We start from the raw sequence: 16,521 nt of genomic DNA on the forward strand, positions 1-16,521 counted from the left end.
TGCGGCGTGGCCAGCATGGTGATGGTTCTCAACAGCCTGGCGGTGCCGGCTCCGGCGGCGGCGGGTTACGGCAGCTATCGCTTCTGGACCCAGCAGAACGTGTTCGAGTCCGCCAGCACTCGGGCAGTACTAGCCCCTGAATTGGTCGCACGCCAGGGCATGACCCTGGAGCAATTGCGGGCCCTGCTGGCCAGCCATGGGCTGCAGGCCCGGGCCATCCACGGCGACCGGCTCAGCCAGGCCCAGTTCCGCCTGCTGTTGCGCAGCAACCTCAGTGATCCATCGGATCGACTGCTGGTGAACTACGACCGCCAGGCCCTGGGGCAGGCCGGCGGCGGCCACATTTCGCCTGTGGCTGCGTACCACGCTGCCACGGATCGGGTGCTGATCCTCGATGTAGCCCGCTACCGCTATCCCTCGGTGTGGGTGCCCCTGGCCGATCTCTGGCAGGCCATCCGCAGCACCGATAGCAGCTCTGGCCGCAGCCGCGGCTTGGTGGTGGTGAGACGAAGCTGAGCCGCCATGCGTCGCTTTGCCGCCCTCTACACAGCACTGGATGGCAGCAGCGGCTCCAACGCCCGGGTTGAGGCCCTGGTTGCCTACTTCAGCGAGGTGGATGCCGCTGATGCCGCCTGGGCCCTGCATGTGTTGCTGGGCAAACAGGGCAAACGCCTGATCACCGGCCGCCGCCTGCGCCAGATCTGCCTGGAGGGCTCCCCCCTGCCGGAGTGGCTCTTCGATGACTGCTATGCCCATGTGGGCGATTCGGCCGAAACCATCGCCCTGCTTTGGCGCCAGCTGGCTCCCGAAAGCCCAGACGTCCCAGCAGAGAGTGACCCCGCCAGCGCACCGCTGCGCAGCTGGATGGAGCAGCTGCTGCCCGCCGCCGCCGCCCTCGAAGGCGATGCCCAGGCCGATGCGGTGCGCCACCTCTGGCGGGGCCTGAGCCCGGCCGAACTGCTGGTGGCCAACAAGTTGCTCACCGGCGGCCTGCGGGTGGGCGTGGCCCAGGGGCTGGTGCTGCGGGCCTTGGCACGCCTCAGCGGGCTGGAGCAAGCGCAGCTGCAGCACCGGCTGATGGGTGGGTTCAGTCCCAGTCCCTTTGCCTATGGGGCTTTGTTGGCCCCGGCCGACCAGGCCGCCCCGGTGCCCAGCCGCCCCTATCCCTTCTTTTTGGCCTCACCCCTGGAGCAGCAACCAGCCGGACTCGCCAGCGAATGGCAAGCGGAGTGGAAGTTCGACGGCATCCGCGGCCAGCTGATCCGCCGCAGCGGTGAAGTGTTTTTGTGGAGCCGCGGCGAAGAGTTGATAGGTGCCGCCTTCCCCGAATTGCTTGAGGCGGCAGGGTGCCTGGCCAACGGCACCGTGCTCGACGGCGAGATCCTGGTGTGGCAAGCCGGCTCCGACCAGCCGGCCCCCTTCGCCCAGCTGCAGCGCCGCCTGGGGCGCAAGGCACCAGGGCGCAAGCTGCTGGCCGAGTGTCCGGCGGCCTTTGTGGCCTACGACCTGCTGGAGCTGGGGGGCGACGACCTGCGCCAGCAACCCCTGAGCCAGCGCCGTTCAGCCCTGGAGGACCTGCTCCAAGACCTGCCTGAAACGACACCCACCCCCGCAGCCGGGCTCCTGCGCCTCTCCCCCCGCCTACCCCTAACGGCCTGGGAGCAACTGGAGCCGCTGCGCCAGCAGGCCGCCAGCGCCGCCGCCGAAGGGCTGATGCTCAAGGCCCTCGCTTCGCCCTACCTGGCGGGCCGCAGGCGGGGCCACTGGTGGAAGCACAAACGAGATCCTTACACCCTCGATGCGGTGCTTCTCTACGCCCAGGCCGGCAGTGGCCGCCGCGCCAACCTGTTCACCGATTACACCTTTGGGCTCTGGGATCGCCAACCCGGGCCCGATGGCGAGTTGGTGAGTTTCGCCAAGGCCTACTCCGGCCTCAACGATGCCGAAATCACGGCGCTGGATCGCTGGATCCGCAGCCACACAACCGAGCGCTTTGGTCCGGTGCGGGCCGTGCAGCCCCTACAGGTATTTGAGCTGGCCTTTGAGGGGCTGCAGCGCTCCAGCCGCCACAAGAGCGGCATCGCCGTGCGCTTCCCCCGCATCGCCCGCTGGCGCCAGGACAAACCAGCCGCAGAGGCGGACTCCCTGGCCAGTGCGCTGGAGTTGCTGGAGCAGTAATTGGGGCAGGGTCTGGCAGATCAGGTTGAAATCGATGCTGCACCTGGCGTACTGACAATTAGACCTTCCATTCACCCAAGGGCAGGTTGGGCAGATGCAGCAGCAGCCTGCGACGCAGATGATCTTCTCGATGAAATGCCAGCCTGAGAACCCGGGCATCTCGTGACCATGCAAACCACCGCACCGGTGGCCCCTCCAGCCTTCTCCGCCGCCGCCGGGACGGAGGAGGGGCTGGCCCTGTTCGACCGGCTGCCGGCGGTGGAGCCCAAAGAGATGCTGGGTCGCTGGCTTGGCGGCAGCTTCGCCACGGGCCATCCCCTCGACGGGGTGCTGGAGACCTTTCACTGGTATGGCAAGGCCTTCCGCGGCCCCGACGACGTGGATCCGCTGCTGTTTCGCACCGCCGGTGGCGCCGTGGTGCCTCTGCGGGCCACGCTGCTGCCGGATCCTCGCTGGCTGGAGCGCTGGCCCTGGTTGGGCACACCCGCCGCCGGGATCCTGTTCCAGCGGCTGGCTCTGCCTTTGTGGATCACCCACCACCCGCAGGCCCGCCTGCGGGTGGTGGAGCACCGTGGCGTGGCCAGCGCGGCGATGCTGTATGACCACTTGCCGATCGTCGATGTCTTCCGCCGCCTCGATGCGCACACCCTGCTGGGGGTGATGGACGCGCGGGGCATCTCCCAGCCCTTCTTCTTCACCCTGCGGCGCGAGGGCAGCGACGTCGCCTCGCGGGCGTCATCCCTTCAGAAGATATGAGGCAGCTGCTAGCCATGGATGCTATTTGCAGACACTACATGTGGATACCGGGTCCGATGCCCACTGTTTACGATGAACCTGCCTACGGGGAACTGACTGGGGTGGCTTAGATATGTTTTACATCAAGGAGATGGATATCGAACGGAAGTAGGAACGCTGCCGTGGTTCTCGGAAACCATCCAATAAGCGTTCGAAGTGCCTCATGGCCCCTAGTTGGAAATAGACTAACGTGGTCTGATTCCCAAAGCCGCAAACCCTATTAGGTCTATATGGGTCTACTTCTACTCTTCTTCTTAATCTCTGCATTATTTGGTGTTGTCTGGATAAGCGATATTCTGAGGCACAGGCATCCCCTGGGCCCCGATGAGGTTCAAGAGCTGGCCCGCCGAAGGCAGTGGGAAAAATTGCTTACAGCCTATGCATTCTCTGGAATGCATAGGCCTGCGGATCCAGCAGAGAAAAAGGCCATGAAAGGATCCGGTCAGTTTGTTAGGTGTGATCTTTCATATTCAGAAATGCCATCAGTAGTAGCTGGTCTCCTCAAGTATAAAAAGCATGAGTGGATAGTAATGGTCTTTATCCGTGGGTTTCACGCTGAATATCTGTGGTGGAACAAAGGGAGTGACGGAAAATCAGTCTCTCCTTATCTACGAGGAGGCTACCTCGAAAATGCTATCCGTCTCCATAAGCCAGACACTCTCGCAATCTTGCACAACCATCCAAATCCGAACCCTTCTCGGTATAGTACTAATCTTCCGAGCACTCAAGATCTACGTTCGGCCGAGTACATGGCGGGTTTGTTGGCTAGATTCGGGATCAGTCTTGTTGAGTTTGTGTGTGAACGAGGAACCTCGCATATGTACTATGCTCACTTAAGCTCTAATCTTTCTCCCCTTGAGGTTCATATTGAGAGAATCAATGGCCTGAATGGAGCCGGCATATTCAAGAATGTTGAGTTGCGGCGAGAGCTTGCTCGGCGAACATTGTCTGGCCATGGAATCCAAGGTGGGGTTTTCTAGGTTGTTCATTTGCCACGAGCGGACTCCGAACAAGCCCCTAGAGTGGACAGGCCCCCAGCATCACTCTGTTCTACCTCCATAAACTCCAGGCCTGCCACTCAGGGGCAGCGTTCGATAGGTCACACATGCGGCTGCCAGAACGGTTCCGGCTTGGCATACGGTGTCAACAACGTAGGCGGGTCTCATGTACAACGGATGCTTCGGGCGACCATTCTTGGTTGTCCAAGGCACATCACTAACTTGCCGATCACTTCGCAAACCATGCCTTCGCGCTTTGGTTCACAGTGGGCACCCCAACAGGCAATGATTGCAATCCCTTTGCTACCGTAATACCTAAGCAATTGATTATTTTTTGGCCCAACTGGATCGCTTGCTGCTTTCATGTCGCGTGGATTAGTTGCACTAAGGCATACGCATTGAGCATATATATCCCCTCGAATTCCCACTCTATCGCAAAATTTTTTCAACCTCGAATGGTTGGGCCGTTGATTCATTCATCACCGCATGATGGATTCAGTCTAATGAATGCGACCATCTTGCAACTTTGCCCAATCATCGTAAGCGTCGAATGAATGAGTGACCAGATGTCCTGCTTGCCTATGTTCTAGCATTGCTGCTTTCGTTTTGCGAACTCGAAAATATACAGCGTAAGCTGGCAGTAAAGCCCTTATTGCAATAGCTTATTTCTGGCCTCCAAGGAGCCCATCGACCCTGCATCTCCTTATAAGGCCACATCAATCAGCAGCAAGTCACTCACCTTGCGACTCATCTCTACCATGGTGTGCACCAGAGCCGCAGCGGCAAGCAATCCCCCGCGCCAGGGGCGGCCCTCCCAGCAGCATCACCATCCCGGTGATTAGCCTTAATTTGTGTACTGATTATCCCGGTGGGTCAGGCCAGGCGATCGGATATCCCCAGCACGCTGCTCGCCCCGATTGAAGCCTGGTTTGAGCGTCAGGGCTGGACGCCCCTGCCCTTTCAGCGCCAGTGCTGGCAGGCCTACCTGGGCGGCGAGAGCGGTCTGATCCAGGTGCCCACCGGCTCGGGCAAGACCTATGCCGCCGTGATGGGTCCGATTGCCGAGTTCCTGGCCGAGCCCAGCCCCGGCCTGCACCTGCTTTACCTCACCCCCCTGCGGGCCCTGAGTCGGGATCTGGCCCTGGCGATCCAGCAGCCGATCACGGCGATGGGCTGGCCGCTACGGGTGGGCATCCGCAATGGCGACACCTCCAGCTACGAGCGCGGCAAGCAGCTGCGCAGCCCGCCCGAGATCCTGATCACCACGCCGGAATCTCTCAGCTTGCTGCTGGCAAACCCCAAGGCCCCTGACCTGTTTGGCGGCCTTCGGGCGGTAGTGATAGATGAGTGGCACGAGTTGATGGGCAGCAAGCGGGGCAGCCAAACCGAGCTGTGTCTGAGCTGGCTGCGCAGCCAGCGGCCCGGTCTGCGCACCTGGGCGATCAGCGCCACGATCGGCAACCTCGACGAGGCGGCCCGCAGCGCCCTTGGCGCCGGCAGCGAACCCCGCCTGATCACCGCACCGATTGCCCGGGCCACGGAGATCCGTAGCCTGCTGCCCGAGTCGATCGATGGCTTTCCCTGGGCCGGCCACCTGGGTTTGCGCCGCTATGAGGATCTGGTGGCGGCCCTGGAGCCGGGCGTCTCCACCCTGCTGTTCACCAACACCCGCAACCAGGCCGAACGCTGGCACCAATGCCTCCGCTACGCCTGCCCTGAGATGGAGGGCGCCCTGGCCCTGCACCACAGCGCCATCGACCGGGCCGAGCGCGAGGCGATCGAAGCCGGGGTGAAAGCAGGCGATCTGCGTTGGGTGGTGTGCACCAGCTCCCTTGATCTGGGCGTGGATTTCCAGCCGGTGGAGCGTGTGGTGCAGATCGGCTCTGCCAAAAATGTGGCCCGGCTGCTGCAGCGGGCTGGCCGCAGCGCCCACAACCCCGGCGGCACCTCCCAGGTGCTGTTCATGCCCACCCATGCCCTGGAATTGCTTGAGCTGAGCGCCCTGCGGCGGGGCCTGGCCGCGGGCTTGGTGGAGGAAAGGAGGCAGCCAAACGCCCCGATCGACGTGCTGCTCCAGCACCTCACCAGCCTGGCCTGCGGTCCGGGATTCGAACCGGCCCAGGCACTGGAAACGGTGCGCAGCGCCTGGAGCTACCGCCAGCTCAGCGATAGCGACTGGCAGTGGTGCCTGCGCTTCCTCGAGCACGGCGGCGACTGCCTCGGCGCCTATCCGCGCTACCGCAAGCTCGAGCGTGAAGGCGAGCTCTTTCTGGTGAAGGAAAAGGCGATCGCCCGGATGCATCGCCTGCACATCGGCACCATCACCGCCGACCGGGCCGTAACCGTGCGCTTTGTGCGTGGCGCCGTGCTCGGCCATGTGGAAGAGGCCTTCATCGGCCGGCTCAAGGCCGGCGATGTGTTTTTCTTTGCGGGCCGGCAGCTGGAGTTCGTGCGCCTGCGGGAGATGACGGCCCAGGTGAAGGCCAGCTCCAAAAAAAGCAACACCGTGCCCGCCTGGGCAGGCGGCCAGATGGCCCTCTCCGACCTACTGAGCCGCCACCTGCGCGCCGAGGTGGATCGTTGCGCCCGCGCCCTGGCGGGGCAGGCCACACTCGACAGCCCCGAACTTGCTGCCCTCAAGCCCCTGTTGCAGCGCCAGGCGCAGCTCTCCCGGCTGCCAAGGCAACACGAATTGCTGGTGGAGGTGTGCAACAGCCGTGAAGGCAGCCATCTCTATGCCTATCCATTTGAAGGGCGCTTTGTGCATGAAGGGCTGGGTTTCCTTTGGGCCTGGCGTCTGGCCCGCCACCAAGCCAGCACCATCACGGTGTCGGTGAACGACTACGGCTTTGAACTGCTGGCCCCGAAAAACTACCCATTTGAAGAGTTGTTTGAGCTACATGCCGAAGAACTTCTCGATGACAGCGATCTCAAGGACGACCTGGAGCAGGCAATCAACCTCTCAGAGCTATGCAGGAGGCGTTTCCGCGCCATTGCCCAGATCAGTGGCTTGGTGCTGAACGGCTTTCCCGGACAGGCCAAATCCGGCGGTCAACTGCAGATCAGTGCCGCCCTACTCTACGACGTATTCAGCCGCCACGAACCCGCCAACCGCCTCTTGGCCCAGGCCAGATCGGAAGTGCTCAGCGAACAGCTGGATCTGCCCCGGATCACCGTCGCCCTGCAGCGCCTGCGCCGGTGCACCCTGCAGCTGGAGCGCCCCCCCCGGCCCGGCCCCCTGGCCTTCCCCTTGTTGGCCGAGCGCCTCAACAACCGGATGAGCAATGAGTCCCTGCTGCAGCGCCTGGAGCGCTTGCGCCAGGAAGCTGAGCGCGCCGAAGGTGGCACTCCTGGCTCCTAGGGAAACTCAGAAACTCAGCCCAACCCTGCACCAGCAGGACCGCCAATATGGCGTTCTGGCTGCGCTCGCGCTAACGAGGGAGCGGGCAGAGCAATGGGCCAGGGATGCGGCAGGTGCGCCATTCCCCCCTGGTGGTTGATACTTCCACGCCGATCAGCGGTCCCTGGTGATTGCTCTGAGCGATTGGTTCAACCCAGGCAATGGCATCTGCGATGGCCTCATCGAGGCTGCCGTAATAGGCATCGAGTTCCTGGTGCGGCTCACAGCCGCCATCAATCAGGCGGTAGCAACGCCCAACCTGCAGGTCAGCGCCCTGTCTGGTTGAAATCTGCATCCACATACCCAGCTTTCTTTTCTGCACCATGGCTAGGCCTCGGGCTACCTGTCTGTAATGGGGCACACATATTGATTAGTTGTAATGCTAATTTTTTTTGCGCCCGGAGATGTCCTCCCCAGCCCATCCCCACCCCAGGCGAGCCACCGGGTGACTTAGGAGCCTTAGGGTCTGGGCAACCAGTTAATGCTTGCCGGGTGTGCTGTGGGAATTTTTGAGCGTTTTTTGAGTCTTTGGGTGGCTCTGGCCATTGTGGCTGGTGTCAGCCTTGGGGCCCTATTCCCCGCAGTCGCCGAAGCACTTACAGCCCTTGAATTTGCCCGCATAAACCTTCCCATAGCCCTGCTGATCTGGGGCATGATCTACCCAATGATGCTGGCGGTAGATTTCAATTCACTGGGTGGATTGGGGCGGCAACCCAAGGGTCTGGTCGTCACTGTGGTGGTGAATTGGCTGATCAAACCACTCACCATGACCGCTCTTGCCTGGCTGTTCATCCGGGTATTGTTCGGTGCCTGGATTCCTGCAGCTATTGGTGATCAGTATATCGCTGGCATGATTTTGCTGGGAGTGGCACCCTGTACAGCCATGGTGTTTGTGTGGAGTCGGCTGTGTGATGGCGATGCCAACTACACCCTGGCCCAAGTGGCCATCAACGACCTCATCATGGTCTTCGCCTTTGCTCCACTAGCAGCCCTGCTGCTTGGCGTCACCAAGGTGATCGTGCCCTGGGACACCTTGGTGACTGCGGTTGGTTTGTTCGTGATTGTGCCCCTGGCCGCGGGCTGGCTAACCAGATTGATATTGCGCACGCCTGGTCGTACCGGCCTGCTGGAACACCGCCTTAAGCCATGGGCGATCGTGAGCCTGATCGCCACCGTTTTGGTGTTGTTCACGGTGCAGGCTGGTGCGATCTTGGCTAACCCCCTGGCGATTGTTTTGATTGCAATCCCGCTGATCCTGCAGACCTACCTGATCTTCTGGTTAACGGCCCTGTGGATGAGGCTTTGGCGCCAGCCCCAGAAGATCGCCGCCCCCGGGGCGATGATCGGTGCCTCCAATTTCTTCGAGCTGGCGGTTGCCGTGGCCATCAGTTTATTTGGGCTCAACTCTGGTGCCGCCCTGGCAACCGTGGTGGGGGTGCTGGTGGAGGTGCCAGTTATGCTTTCGCTGGTGGCGATCGCTCGGAGAAATAGGAGATTATTTTCCTGGTAAATTATCTTTGGTTTTGCTATAGCTGGCTGTTTAGATTAGGGGTTCGCCGGTTTTGTTGATAGGGGAAGATCGCAGCGGGCGCCGATCACGAAATTATCGCTTTCGCTGATGCGATCGAATAAGTTTAGGCTCTCTTTATTAAGATTAAGGAGCTCCACTTTGGAACCAGATTGTTGTAGTTTTCGAATCACCTGATCGAGGGCTCGCATGCCGCTTTGATCCCACACATGGGCCTGGGCCATGTCGATGGTAATCCGGCCTGGGTGGACGTGCTGCTTGAAACCTGCCAGGAAATAAACAGTGCTCACAAAAAATAACTGACCCTTTACCGTGTAATAAAGGTGGTCTTCCCCCAGCAGGCAGGCGCTAACGGAGATGACTTTGGCAACTTTTCGGCTGAATAGAATTCCCGCCAGGGCCACCCCCACCACAACCGCAATGGCTAGGTTGCGGGTGACGAGGGCCAATGCCAGGGTGAGTAACATCACGGCGGTGTCGCTCTTGGGCACCAGTCTTGCTTTCAGGAATGAATCCCAGTTCACGGTACTGATTGACACCATGACCATCACCGCCACCAGGGCTGCCATGGGGATGCGAGCAAGCCAGGTACTGAGTGAAATCACCAGTATTAACAGGCCAACTCCAGCTGTGAGGGTGGAGAGCCGGTAGCGTCCGCCCGATTCGAGATTGATCACCGACTGGCCAATCATGCCTGCCCCTGCCATGCCACCAAATAGGCCTGCTGTGATGTTGGCAATTCCCTGGGCCCTGGCCTCAGCTTCATAGTCGGCCTCCTGATCGAGCATGTCCTCGACCACATTGGCAGTGAGGAATGATTGCAACAGCCCCACAAAGGAGATTGCCAGGGCGGTGGGCAGAATGATCCCCCAGGTGCTCCAGGATCCGAATACCTCAGGTATTTGGAAGGTCGGCAAGCTACTGGGTAGTTGGCCCAAATCTCCTACCCTCGGTATGGGCAATTGCCACCATTCCGCCAGGCCACTGATCACCAAAATTGCCACCAGCGTTGACGGCACCAGCTTGGTGAGCCTGGGCAGCTGATAAATGATCAGTAATCCCAGGGCCACCAGAGCCCACACCCAGGGCCAGCTGATGTCCTGCCCAGTGGCTGCCAGGCTGGGGATGGTTTCGCCGCCCATGCTGCCGATACCCAATTGGGGCAACTGGGCCATAAAGATCAACACACCGATGGCATTGACAAATCCCACCGTGACTGCCCTGGGCACAAAGCGCATCTGCTCGGCCAGGCGTAACTGACCCCAGAGAATCTGGAAACAACCGGCCAGGATGGATGCAGCTAAAAGATAGGCGAGCCCATGGGATTGCATCAGGCCGCCCATTAGCAGGGCCACACCCGCGGTGCAGGCCGAAACCATGCCTGGCCGGCCACCGAGTAGGGCAACTACGATCAGAATGCATATCGAACCGAACAATCCCACCTGGGGATCCACCCCTGCAACGATCGAAAAGGCGATTGCCTCTGGAATGATGCCCAGGGCTACTACTACGCCGGCGAGTAATTCCTTTGAGAGCGCCTCACGGTTTGGGATCAGGGAGGGGCTTGGCAACACGAGGTTGATAACAAAGGTCAAATGAAGGCAAGCGTCCCAGGTAAGCCCATTGCTTGGGGGCGGATGGCGCGAACCTAGCAGCAGTCCCTAGAACCCTTCCCCCCTCCCAGGTCTCAGTCTTCAAGCCTGCGCCACCGGCGACCCTGCGTCAGGGCGGGGTTAGGATGGATTATTGAATTTATCAACCAAGCCCATGTCTGAAATTGAAGAGATTAATAAGCTTGTGACTTTTGGTCTTGTGGATGGAAAGTTGCGGATTCTGCAAGTCAATGCAAATGTATGGGGTGACGTTAAGGGGAATATCCAGGGCAGTGTTCAAGGTGATATCTACGGAGATGTGGAGGGCAGTGTGGAGGGATATGTGGGTCGCGACGTCGGCGCCAACGTAGGACGCCACGTTTTAGGGAATGTCAATGGCAATGTTGAGGGCAGTGTTTGGGGAGATGTAAAGGGCGATATATGGGGCCATGTCTTCGGCAAAGTGGAGGGCAATGCCCAGGCCAGCGTCGATGAAAACGCCTGAGCTCCAGCCAATTCAGCCAATCCAGCTAATTCCTTTTTGCTGCTAATCCAGCGTCTCCTTCCTGCTGATGGCCAGACTCAGCGGCCCGGTGTTGCCACTGAGAAGTCTCTCCCCGCCGCGCAGGCCCTGGGCAATTTCTACCCGGCCGCCCGACTGCTTGCCGATCACTACTGGCATCGGCTCCGCGCCGCCTCGCTGGTAACGGAACACCACCGGGATTCCCTTGACCATCTGCACAGCCTCGGCCGGAACTGTGAAGCGCTGCTCTGCTGAAGCAACCAGCAAAAAAGCAGTCACCGCGCTGCCTGCCGGTGGCATGGGGCCATCCACCGCCTGGGCGCGCACCACGGTGAACCTCCTGTCGCCACCGCCGTCGGCGGCCACTGCGACCACCCGGGCCCGCAGCTCCTGCGCACCTGCTTTCACCCGCAGCAACTGGCCGTTCTTGAGATTGGCGGCCAGCAGGGGAGATACCAGGAAACGCATCTCGCTGCCACGGCTATTGCTGATCTGGGCCAGCTCCTCCCCCTCCCGCAGCACGGCGCCCGGGTAGGCCTTCACCGCAGTGACCTGCCCGCTGCTGGAGCTCCTGATCAGCAGCCCTCCCCTGGCATCCGGTTGACCGATCGCCGCTGCCTTTGCCGCCGTCGCCCGGGCACTGCTGGCAGCAGTCACACTGGCAATGCGGCGGCTCTCCAGTTCCTGCGCCGAGAGGGCCCCCTGGCGGGCCATTGGTATTGCCAGGCGGTATTGATAGGCCAGGGATTGGGCCGTTGCCTGAGCTGCCCCAGCCTCCGCCTGCACCACCGCAGCTTCCGGGCTTCGCACCTCAGCGATCACCTCACCGGCGCGAACGGCCATCCCGGGAGCCACTAGCAGCCGCACCAGCCTTCCCGCCACGGGCATGGCCACGCTCGACCGGGCCCCAACAGCAGCTTCGACAAAGCCTGAAATCGGCCGTTCGGTCCCCGTGCTGAGTTCGGGGCGGATGATGCTTAGCCCGGAACGCCGCAATTGCTCCTCACTGAGTGTGATCTTGTCTTTGGGTTCGACCCGTCCTGGGGGCACTTCTGGGGAAGCTGGCGAAAGCCGGCCGCTGAGGCGCCCCAGGCCAACTCCCATCAACAAAGATCCGGCAATTGCCACACCGACTAGCACTTTCATGGCTGGGACACAGCAGGGGGTAACAGCCAGCGGCCAAAGCGGGCATACAGCGCCGGAACCACCAGCAGGGTCAGGGCCGTAGAGGTGATCAGGCCGCCGAGCACCACGATCGCCAGGGGCTGGAGAATTTCATTTCCCGCCCCGAACGCCAGCGCCAGGGGCAGGGCGCCGAGGGCGGAGGAGAGGGCTGTCATCAAGATTGCGTTGAGGCGCTCGATACTGCCCTCACGGATCACTTCATCACGGGGCTGGCCAGCGGCGTGGCGACGGTTGTAGTTGTCGACCAGCAGCAGGCCGTTGCGCACGGCGATGCCAAACAGGGTGATGAAGCCAATCAACGAGGCGATCGAGAGCACCCCACCTGTGAGCAACACCGCCGCCACCCCGCCGATTAGAGCTAGGGGCAGGTTGAGCATGATCGCCACTGTGGCCGGCAGCGATTTGACGGAGGCCACCATCAGCAAGCTGATCACAACGGCCGCCACCAGGCTGTAGAAGACCAGATTGGCGGTGGCCCGCTCCTCCGATTCGAACTGGCCGCCGTAGCGGATCCTGTACCCCTGGGGTAGGCGCACCTGGCGGGCGATGGCGCCCTGGATGTCCTTCACCACGCTGCCGAGGGCCCGGCCGCTGACGTTGCTCGACACCACGATCAGGCGGGATACGTCTTCCCGATTGACCACATTGGCGCCCAGTCCTTCCTCGATCCAGGCGACGCTGCCGAGCGGCACCGTCATGCCGTTGGCAAAGGCCACGGGCACCGAAGCGATGGCGTCGAGGTTTTGGCGGGTTTCTTCCTTGAGCTGCACCAGCACATCGCTGCGCACCCCGCCTTCCACCACGTGGCCCACCGCCTTGCCGTTGAGGGCGATTTCCACCGCCTCAGAGAGTTCATCCACCGTCAGGCCCAACGCGGCTATCAGGGGACGGTCGTAGTGGATCTGCACCTGGGGGATGGGCAGCTGGGGCTCCAGTTGCAGATCCACCACCCCCTCGATCGGCTCGATCGCCCTCTCCACGGCCTCGCCGATGCGGCGCAGCTCGCCCAGGTCGGTGCCGTAGATCTTGATGGCAATGGCGCTGCGCACCCCGGAGAGCACCTCATCCATGCGGTGGGAGATGAAGCCGCCGATGTTGGGAGCCACCCCGGGCAGCTTGGCAAAGGCCTGGCGCAGTTCGGCAATGGCGGCGGGGCGATTGGCAAGGGCCCGTTCGCTCAGTTCCACATCCACGTGGGCCAGGTTCACGCCGGCCCCATCGGCGTCGCCGGGAGCCCGCCCGCTGCGCACCTGCACCCAGCTGAACAGGGGATTGTTCTGGAGCTCCCGGGTGAGCGCCAGGCCGGCCCGGTTCGTCATCTCCAGGGATACCCCCGGGTAGAGCACCATCGAATTCACAAGGGATTGTTCACGAAATTCAGGCAGGAACACCCGACCCAAAGACGGCAGGATTAAACAGGTGGCCACCACCAGGGCAAGGGCGCTGGCCAGCACCCGCCGGGGCGTTTCCAGCACCAGGGCCAGGATCGGGCGATAGAGCCGCTCTGCTTGCAGGGCCAGCCAGGTGGTTTCCTGGGGCAATTGCACCGGCGCCAGCAGGATGGCGCAGAGCGCTGGCGAGAGGGTGACGGCCACCAGCGTGGAGGCGCCAATGCAAAGCAGATAGGCCAGGCCCATCGGCGCGAAAATATTCCCCTCCACGCCGGTGAGCGAGAAGATCGGCGCGAACACAACCGCAATGATCACGGTGGAGAACAGCACCGGTTGGCGCACTTCCACCGACGTGTCAAACACAACTTGTAGGGGTGCTTTTGGGGTGCTGCTCACCTGGTTCGACCTCAGGCCCCGGTAGCAGTTCTCCATATCGACGATCGAGTCGTCAACCACCGAGCCGATTGCCACCACCAGCCCCCCCAGGGTCATGGTGTTGATTCCCAGGCCCAGTGCCTTCATCAGCATCAGCCCGATCAGCAGCGAGAGCGGAATGGCACTGAGGCTGATCACGGCGGCGCGCCAGTTCATCAGAAACAGCACGATCACCACCGACACGATCACCACCCCCTGCAGCAGCGACTCGCTCACATTGCGGATGGCGCTGTCGATGAAGTTGCTCTGGCGGAAGGTCTGCTGGACCTGCACATCCGCCGGCAGGGTGCGGTTGAGTTCCGCCAGGCGTCGCTCCACCGCCCGCGTCACAGTCGGAGTGTCCACATCGGGTTGCTTGGTCACCATCAGCACCACGGCGGGCTGGCCGTTGAAGCTGGCGTCACCCCGCTTAAGGGCCGCCCCACGTTGCACTTGCGCCAGGGTGGAGAGCAGCACCGGCTGGCCCTGCTCGTTGCGCACTGCTGCTTCGGCCAGATCGCCCACTTCGGTGATCTGGGCCAGGGGGCGAATCAAGCGTTCCTGGCCACCACCGATCAGGAAGCCCCCCGCCCTGGTCGCCATCGCCGAGCCCACCCCTTCCATCACTGCCTGCAGCGAAACGTTCTGCACCTGCAGCTCCTGCGGATCGACCAGCACCTGAAACTGCTGCTCCTGGCCGCCGTAGATCGTCACCTGGGCAACCCCCGGCACCGCCAGGATCGACTGGCGGTAGGAGCGCAGCACCAACTGCTGCAGATCCAGCAGCGAAGTGGCGCCATTGGAATTCAGGGTGAAGGCGACCTGCAGGATCGTGCCCAGCGGAGAGATCAGCGGTGAAAGTTCCGCGGCGCTGGCGTTGGTCGGTAGCTGGGAGCTCACCTGCTGCAGCCGCTCCGCCACCGACTGGCGGGCGCGGTAGATGTCGGCCTTCTGCTCGAACACCACCTGCACCATCGACAGCCCTGCCTTGGAGGAGGAGCGCACGATCTCCACCCCGGCGATGCCGTTCACTGCCGATTCGATCGGCAGGCTGATGCGGCTTTCCACCTCCTCCGGCGAGAGGCCAGGGGCGCTGGTTTGCACATCCACCTGGGGCGGCGCAAAGGGCGGGAACACATCGAGGGGCATCTGGCCCACGGCCAGTACACCCCAGAAACTGATCCCAACCGCTGCGGCCACGATCAGCCAGCGGCGGGCGATCGAGAAACGCAGCGTCGCATTGAGCAGCCGCTCAAGCATCGCTCTTTTGGCGGCGAGCCAGCCAGATGGCCCCGCCGGCAAGCAGCACTACAGCTCCAGCCGCCAGGGCTGGCACGGGCAGGTTGCCGCCTGCTTCCGGTTTAGTTACGGCAGCGGCAGCGGGGGTTTTGGTTTCAGCTGCCGGCTCGGCCGGCTGGGTCTTCAGCGACTCGGCGTAGAGCGAAAGGGCGCCGGAGATCACCACCTCATCGGTGGGATCGATTCCCCTGCTCACCACAACCCGGTCGCCCTGGGTGGCGCCGGTCTCTACGTAGACAGGGTCGTAGGTCTTCTCCATCTGCACGAACAGCAGGGGCTTGCCGTTGGCATCCACCAGCGCCGTTGACGGCACCGTGAGGCCGTCGGAGCCCTTGGGGGGCCTCGCCGTCGCCACCCCCAGCAGTCCATCGCTCTCGGCTTGGCGCCGCACCTGGCGGGCATCCCCCTGGGGCTTGAACTCATCGCCGTGACCGGCGTGGGCCAGGGCCGCCGGTGCCGCCGTGGCGATGGCCAGCAGGGTTGCTGCCGAAAGGCTGGCACGGGCTGCAAGTCGCAGGATTCGCACGGTCAAGACCCACAGGAGCAACGGATGGGCGCAGGATGGCCCAACCGGGATGAAAACCAGGTGAAATCCCATGCCATTGCGGATCCTGCTGGTAGAAGACGAGGCACCCCTGGCCGCAGCCATCCAGGAGGTGCTGCAGCGCCAGGGCCATGTGATGGATCACTGCCCAGGGGGCCTGGAGGGCTGGACCCTGCTGAGCGGTGAGCTGGCCAACTACGACCTGGCGATCCTCGATTGGATGCTGCCGGATCTGAGCGGCATCGAACTCTGCCGGCGGGCCCGGGCCGCTGGGCTGGGCCTGCCCCTGCTGTTGCTCAGCGCCCGCTTTGCAACTACCGATCGGGTGGAGGGCTTAGATGCCGGTGCCGATGACTACCTCAGCAAACCCTTCGCCATGGAGGAGCTGCTGGCGCGGATCCGGGCCCTGCGGCACCGTCCCCCGGGTTATCGCGAGCCCCAGCTGGAGGCCGGCTGCTACCGCCTCGACCCCGCCACCGGCAGCTTGCGGGTCCACACCGCAAGCGGTGACGTTTGGGTGGAGCTCTCGGCCAAGGAGCGCCAGTTGCTGGCCTATTTCCTTGAGCACCCCGGCCAGATCATTCCGGGTTCGCGGCTGCGCAACCAACTCTGGAACCTGCATCAGGATCCTGTGAGCAATGTGGTGGCGGCCCAGGTGCGGCTGCTGCGGCGCA

At 62.4% G+C, this 16,521-nt stretch carries 13 protein-coding genes; 7 read left to right on the forward strand and 6 right to left on the reverse strand.

What is annotated here, in order from left to right; translation table 11 throughout:
- The 3 genes from KBZ15_RS05455 to KBZ15_RS05465 all read left to right on the forward strand — a co-directional run.
- The coding region (locus KBZ15_RS05455) for a phytochelatin synthase family protein (RefSeq protein WP_255014003.1) at nt 1-516 on the forward strand (516 nt) is incomplete at its 5' end.
- A gap of 6 nt (nt 517-522) precedes the next feature.
- Nucleotides 523-2,178, forward strand: coding sequence for an ATP-dependent DNA ligase (locus tag KBZ15_RS05460; protein ID WP_255014005.1), 1,656 nt, complete (start codon nt 523-525; stop codon nt 2,176-2,178).
- Nucleotides 2,179-2,346: 168 nt separating this feature from the next.
- Complete coding sequence (locus KBZ15_RS05465) at nt 2,347-2,934, forward strand: DUF4334 domain-containing protein (protein WP_255014007.1); 588 nt, start codon at nt 2,347-2,349, stop codon at nt 2,932-2,934.
- 1,201 nt (nt 2,935-4,135) lie between these two features.
- On the opposite strand, the gene KBZ15_RS18630 is transcribed toward KBZ15_RS05465, so the two are convergent.
- On the reverse strand, nt 4,136-4,447 hold the full coding sequence (locus tag KBZ15_RS18630) for a DUF1643 domain-containing protein (protein WP_396123406.1): 312 nt from the start codon (nt 4,445-4,447) through the stop codon (nt 4,136-4,138).
- 392 nt (nt 4,448-4,839) lie between these two features.
- Here KBZ15_RS18630 and KBZ15_RS05470 point away from each other — a divergent pair, with 392 nt between their 5' ends.
- A complete protein-coding gene (locus tag KBZ15_RS05470) occupies nt 4,840-7,332 on the forward strand; it encodes a ligase-associated DNA damage response DEXH box helicase (protein WP_255014009.1) in 2,493 nt (830 codons plus the stop codon).
- A 70-nt stretch (nt 7,333-7,402) separates the two neighbouring features.
- On the opposite strand, the gene KBZ15_RS05475 is transcribed toward KBZ15_RS05470, so the two are convergent.
- Nucleotides 7,403-7,666: a hypothetical protein gene (locus KBZ15_RS05475; RefSeq protein ID WP_255014011.1), complete on the reverse strand. Its 264-nt coding sequence runs from the start codon at nt 7,664-7,666 to the stop codon at nt 7,403-7,405.
- A 204-nt stretch (nt 7,667-7,870) separates the two neighbouring features.
- On the opposite strand from KBZ15_RS05475, the gene arsB reads away from it, so the two are divergent.
- Entirely contained in the window at nt 7,871-8,881 is a 1,011-nt protein-coding gene (gene arsB, locus KBZ15_RS05480) for an ACR3 family arsenite efflux transporter (protein ID WP_315859851.1), read from the forward strand.
- A 35-nt stretch (nt 8,882-8,916) separates the two neighbouring features.
- Here the strand turns inward: arsB and KBZ15_RS05485 are convergent, their stop codons facing one another.
- Nucleotides 8,917-10,473 carry a SulP family inorganic anion transporter gene (locus tag KBZ15_RS05485; RefSeq protein WP_396123407.1) on the reverse strand — a complete coding sequence of 519 codons (1,557 nt, stop codon included), beginning with the start codon at nt 10,471-10,473 and terminating at the stop codon, nt 8,917-8,919.
- A 193-nt stretch (nt 10,474-10,666) separates the two neighbouring features.
- On the opposite strand from KBZ15_RS05485, the gene KBZ15_RS05490 reads away from it, so the two are divergent.
- On the forward strand, nt 10,667-10,996 hold the full coding sequence (locus tag KBZ15_RS05490) for a hypothetical protein (protein WP_255014016.1): 330 nt from the start codon (nt 10,667-10,669) through the stop codon (nt 10,994-10,996).
- Nucleotides 10,997-11,038: 42 nt separating this feature from the next.
- Here KBZ15_RS05490 and KBZ15_RS05495 read toward each other — a convergent pair whose 3' ends face one another.
- From KBZ15_RS05495 to KBZ15_RS05505, 3 genes are read right to left on the reverse strand one after another with little or no spacing between them, the layout of a single operon-like run.
- Nucleotides 11,039-12,160 (reverse strand): efflux RND transporter periplasmic adaptor subunit, encoded by a 1,122-nt coding sequence (locus KBZ15_RS05495; protein ID WP_255014017.1) that lies wholly within the window; start codon nt 12,158-12,160, stop codon nt 11,039-11,041.
- Nucleotides 12,157-15,264, reverse strand: a complete 3,108-nt coding sequence (locus tag KBZ15_RS05500) for an efflux RND transporter permease subunit (protein ID WP_255014019.1) — start codon at nt 15,262-15,264, stop codon at nt 12,157-12,159. The genes KBZ15_RS05495 and KBZ15_RS05500 overlap by 4 nt, the downstream gene beginning before the upstream one ends.
- A complete protein-coding gene (locus KBZ15_RS05505; RefSeq protein WP_255014022.1) occupies nt 15,257-15,829 on the reverse strand; it encodes a hypothetical protein in 573 nt (190 codons plus the stop codon). The genes KBZ15_RS05500 and KBZ15_RS05505 overlap by 8 nt, the downstream gene beginning before the upstream one ends.
- 70 nt (nt 15,830-15,899) lie before the next feature.
- On the opposite strand from KBZ15_RS05505, the gene rppA reads away from it, so the two are divergent.
- Nucleotides 15,900-16,521: two-component system response regulator RppA (gene rppA / locus KBZ15_RS05510; protein ID WP_255014021.1), on the forward strand; the 622-nt coding region annotated here is incomplete at its 3' end.

Origin of the sequence: Cyanobium sp. BA20m-p-22, assembly GCF_024346275.1 — a bacterium.
Taxonomy (GTDB): Bacteria; Cyanobacteriota; Cyanobacteriia; order PCC-6307; family Cyanobiaceae; genus Cyanobium_A.

Bases quoted from the DNA above. Each gene is read 5' to 3' on its own strand.
- KBZ15_RS05460 (WP_255014005.1), top strand. From the start codon at position 523: ATGCGTCGCTTTGCCGCCCTCTACACAGCACTGGATGGCAGCAGCGGC.
- KBZ15_RS05465 (WP_255014007.1), top strand. From the start codon at position 2,347: ATGCAAACCACCGCACCGGTGGCCCCTCCAGCCTTCTCCGCCGCCGCC.
- KBZ15_RS18630 (WP_396123406.1), bottom strand. From the start codon at position 4,447: ATGAATCAACGGCCCAACCATTCGAGGTTGAAAAAATTTTGCGATAGA.
- KBZ15_RS05475 (WP_255014011.1), bottom strand. From the start codon at position 7,666: ATGCAGATTTCAACCAGACAGGGCGCTGACCTGCAGGTTGGGCGTTGC.
- KBZ15_RS05490 (WP_255014016.1), top strand. From the start codon at position 10,667: ATGTCTGAAATTGAAGAGATTAATAAGCTTGTGACTTTTGGTCTTGTG.
- KBZ15_RS05495 (WP_255014017.1), bottom strand. From the start codon at position 12,160: ATGAAAGTGCTAGTCGGTGTGGCAATTGCCGGATCTTTGTTGATGGGA.
- KBZ15_RS05500 (WP_255014019.1), bottom strand. From the start codon at position 15,264: ATGCTTGAGCGGCTGCTCAATGCGACGCTGCGTTTCTCGATCGCCCGC.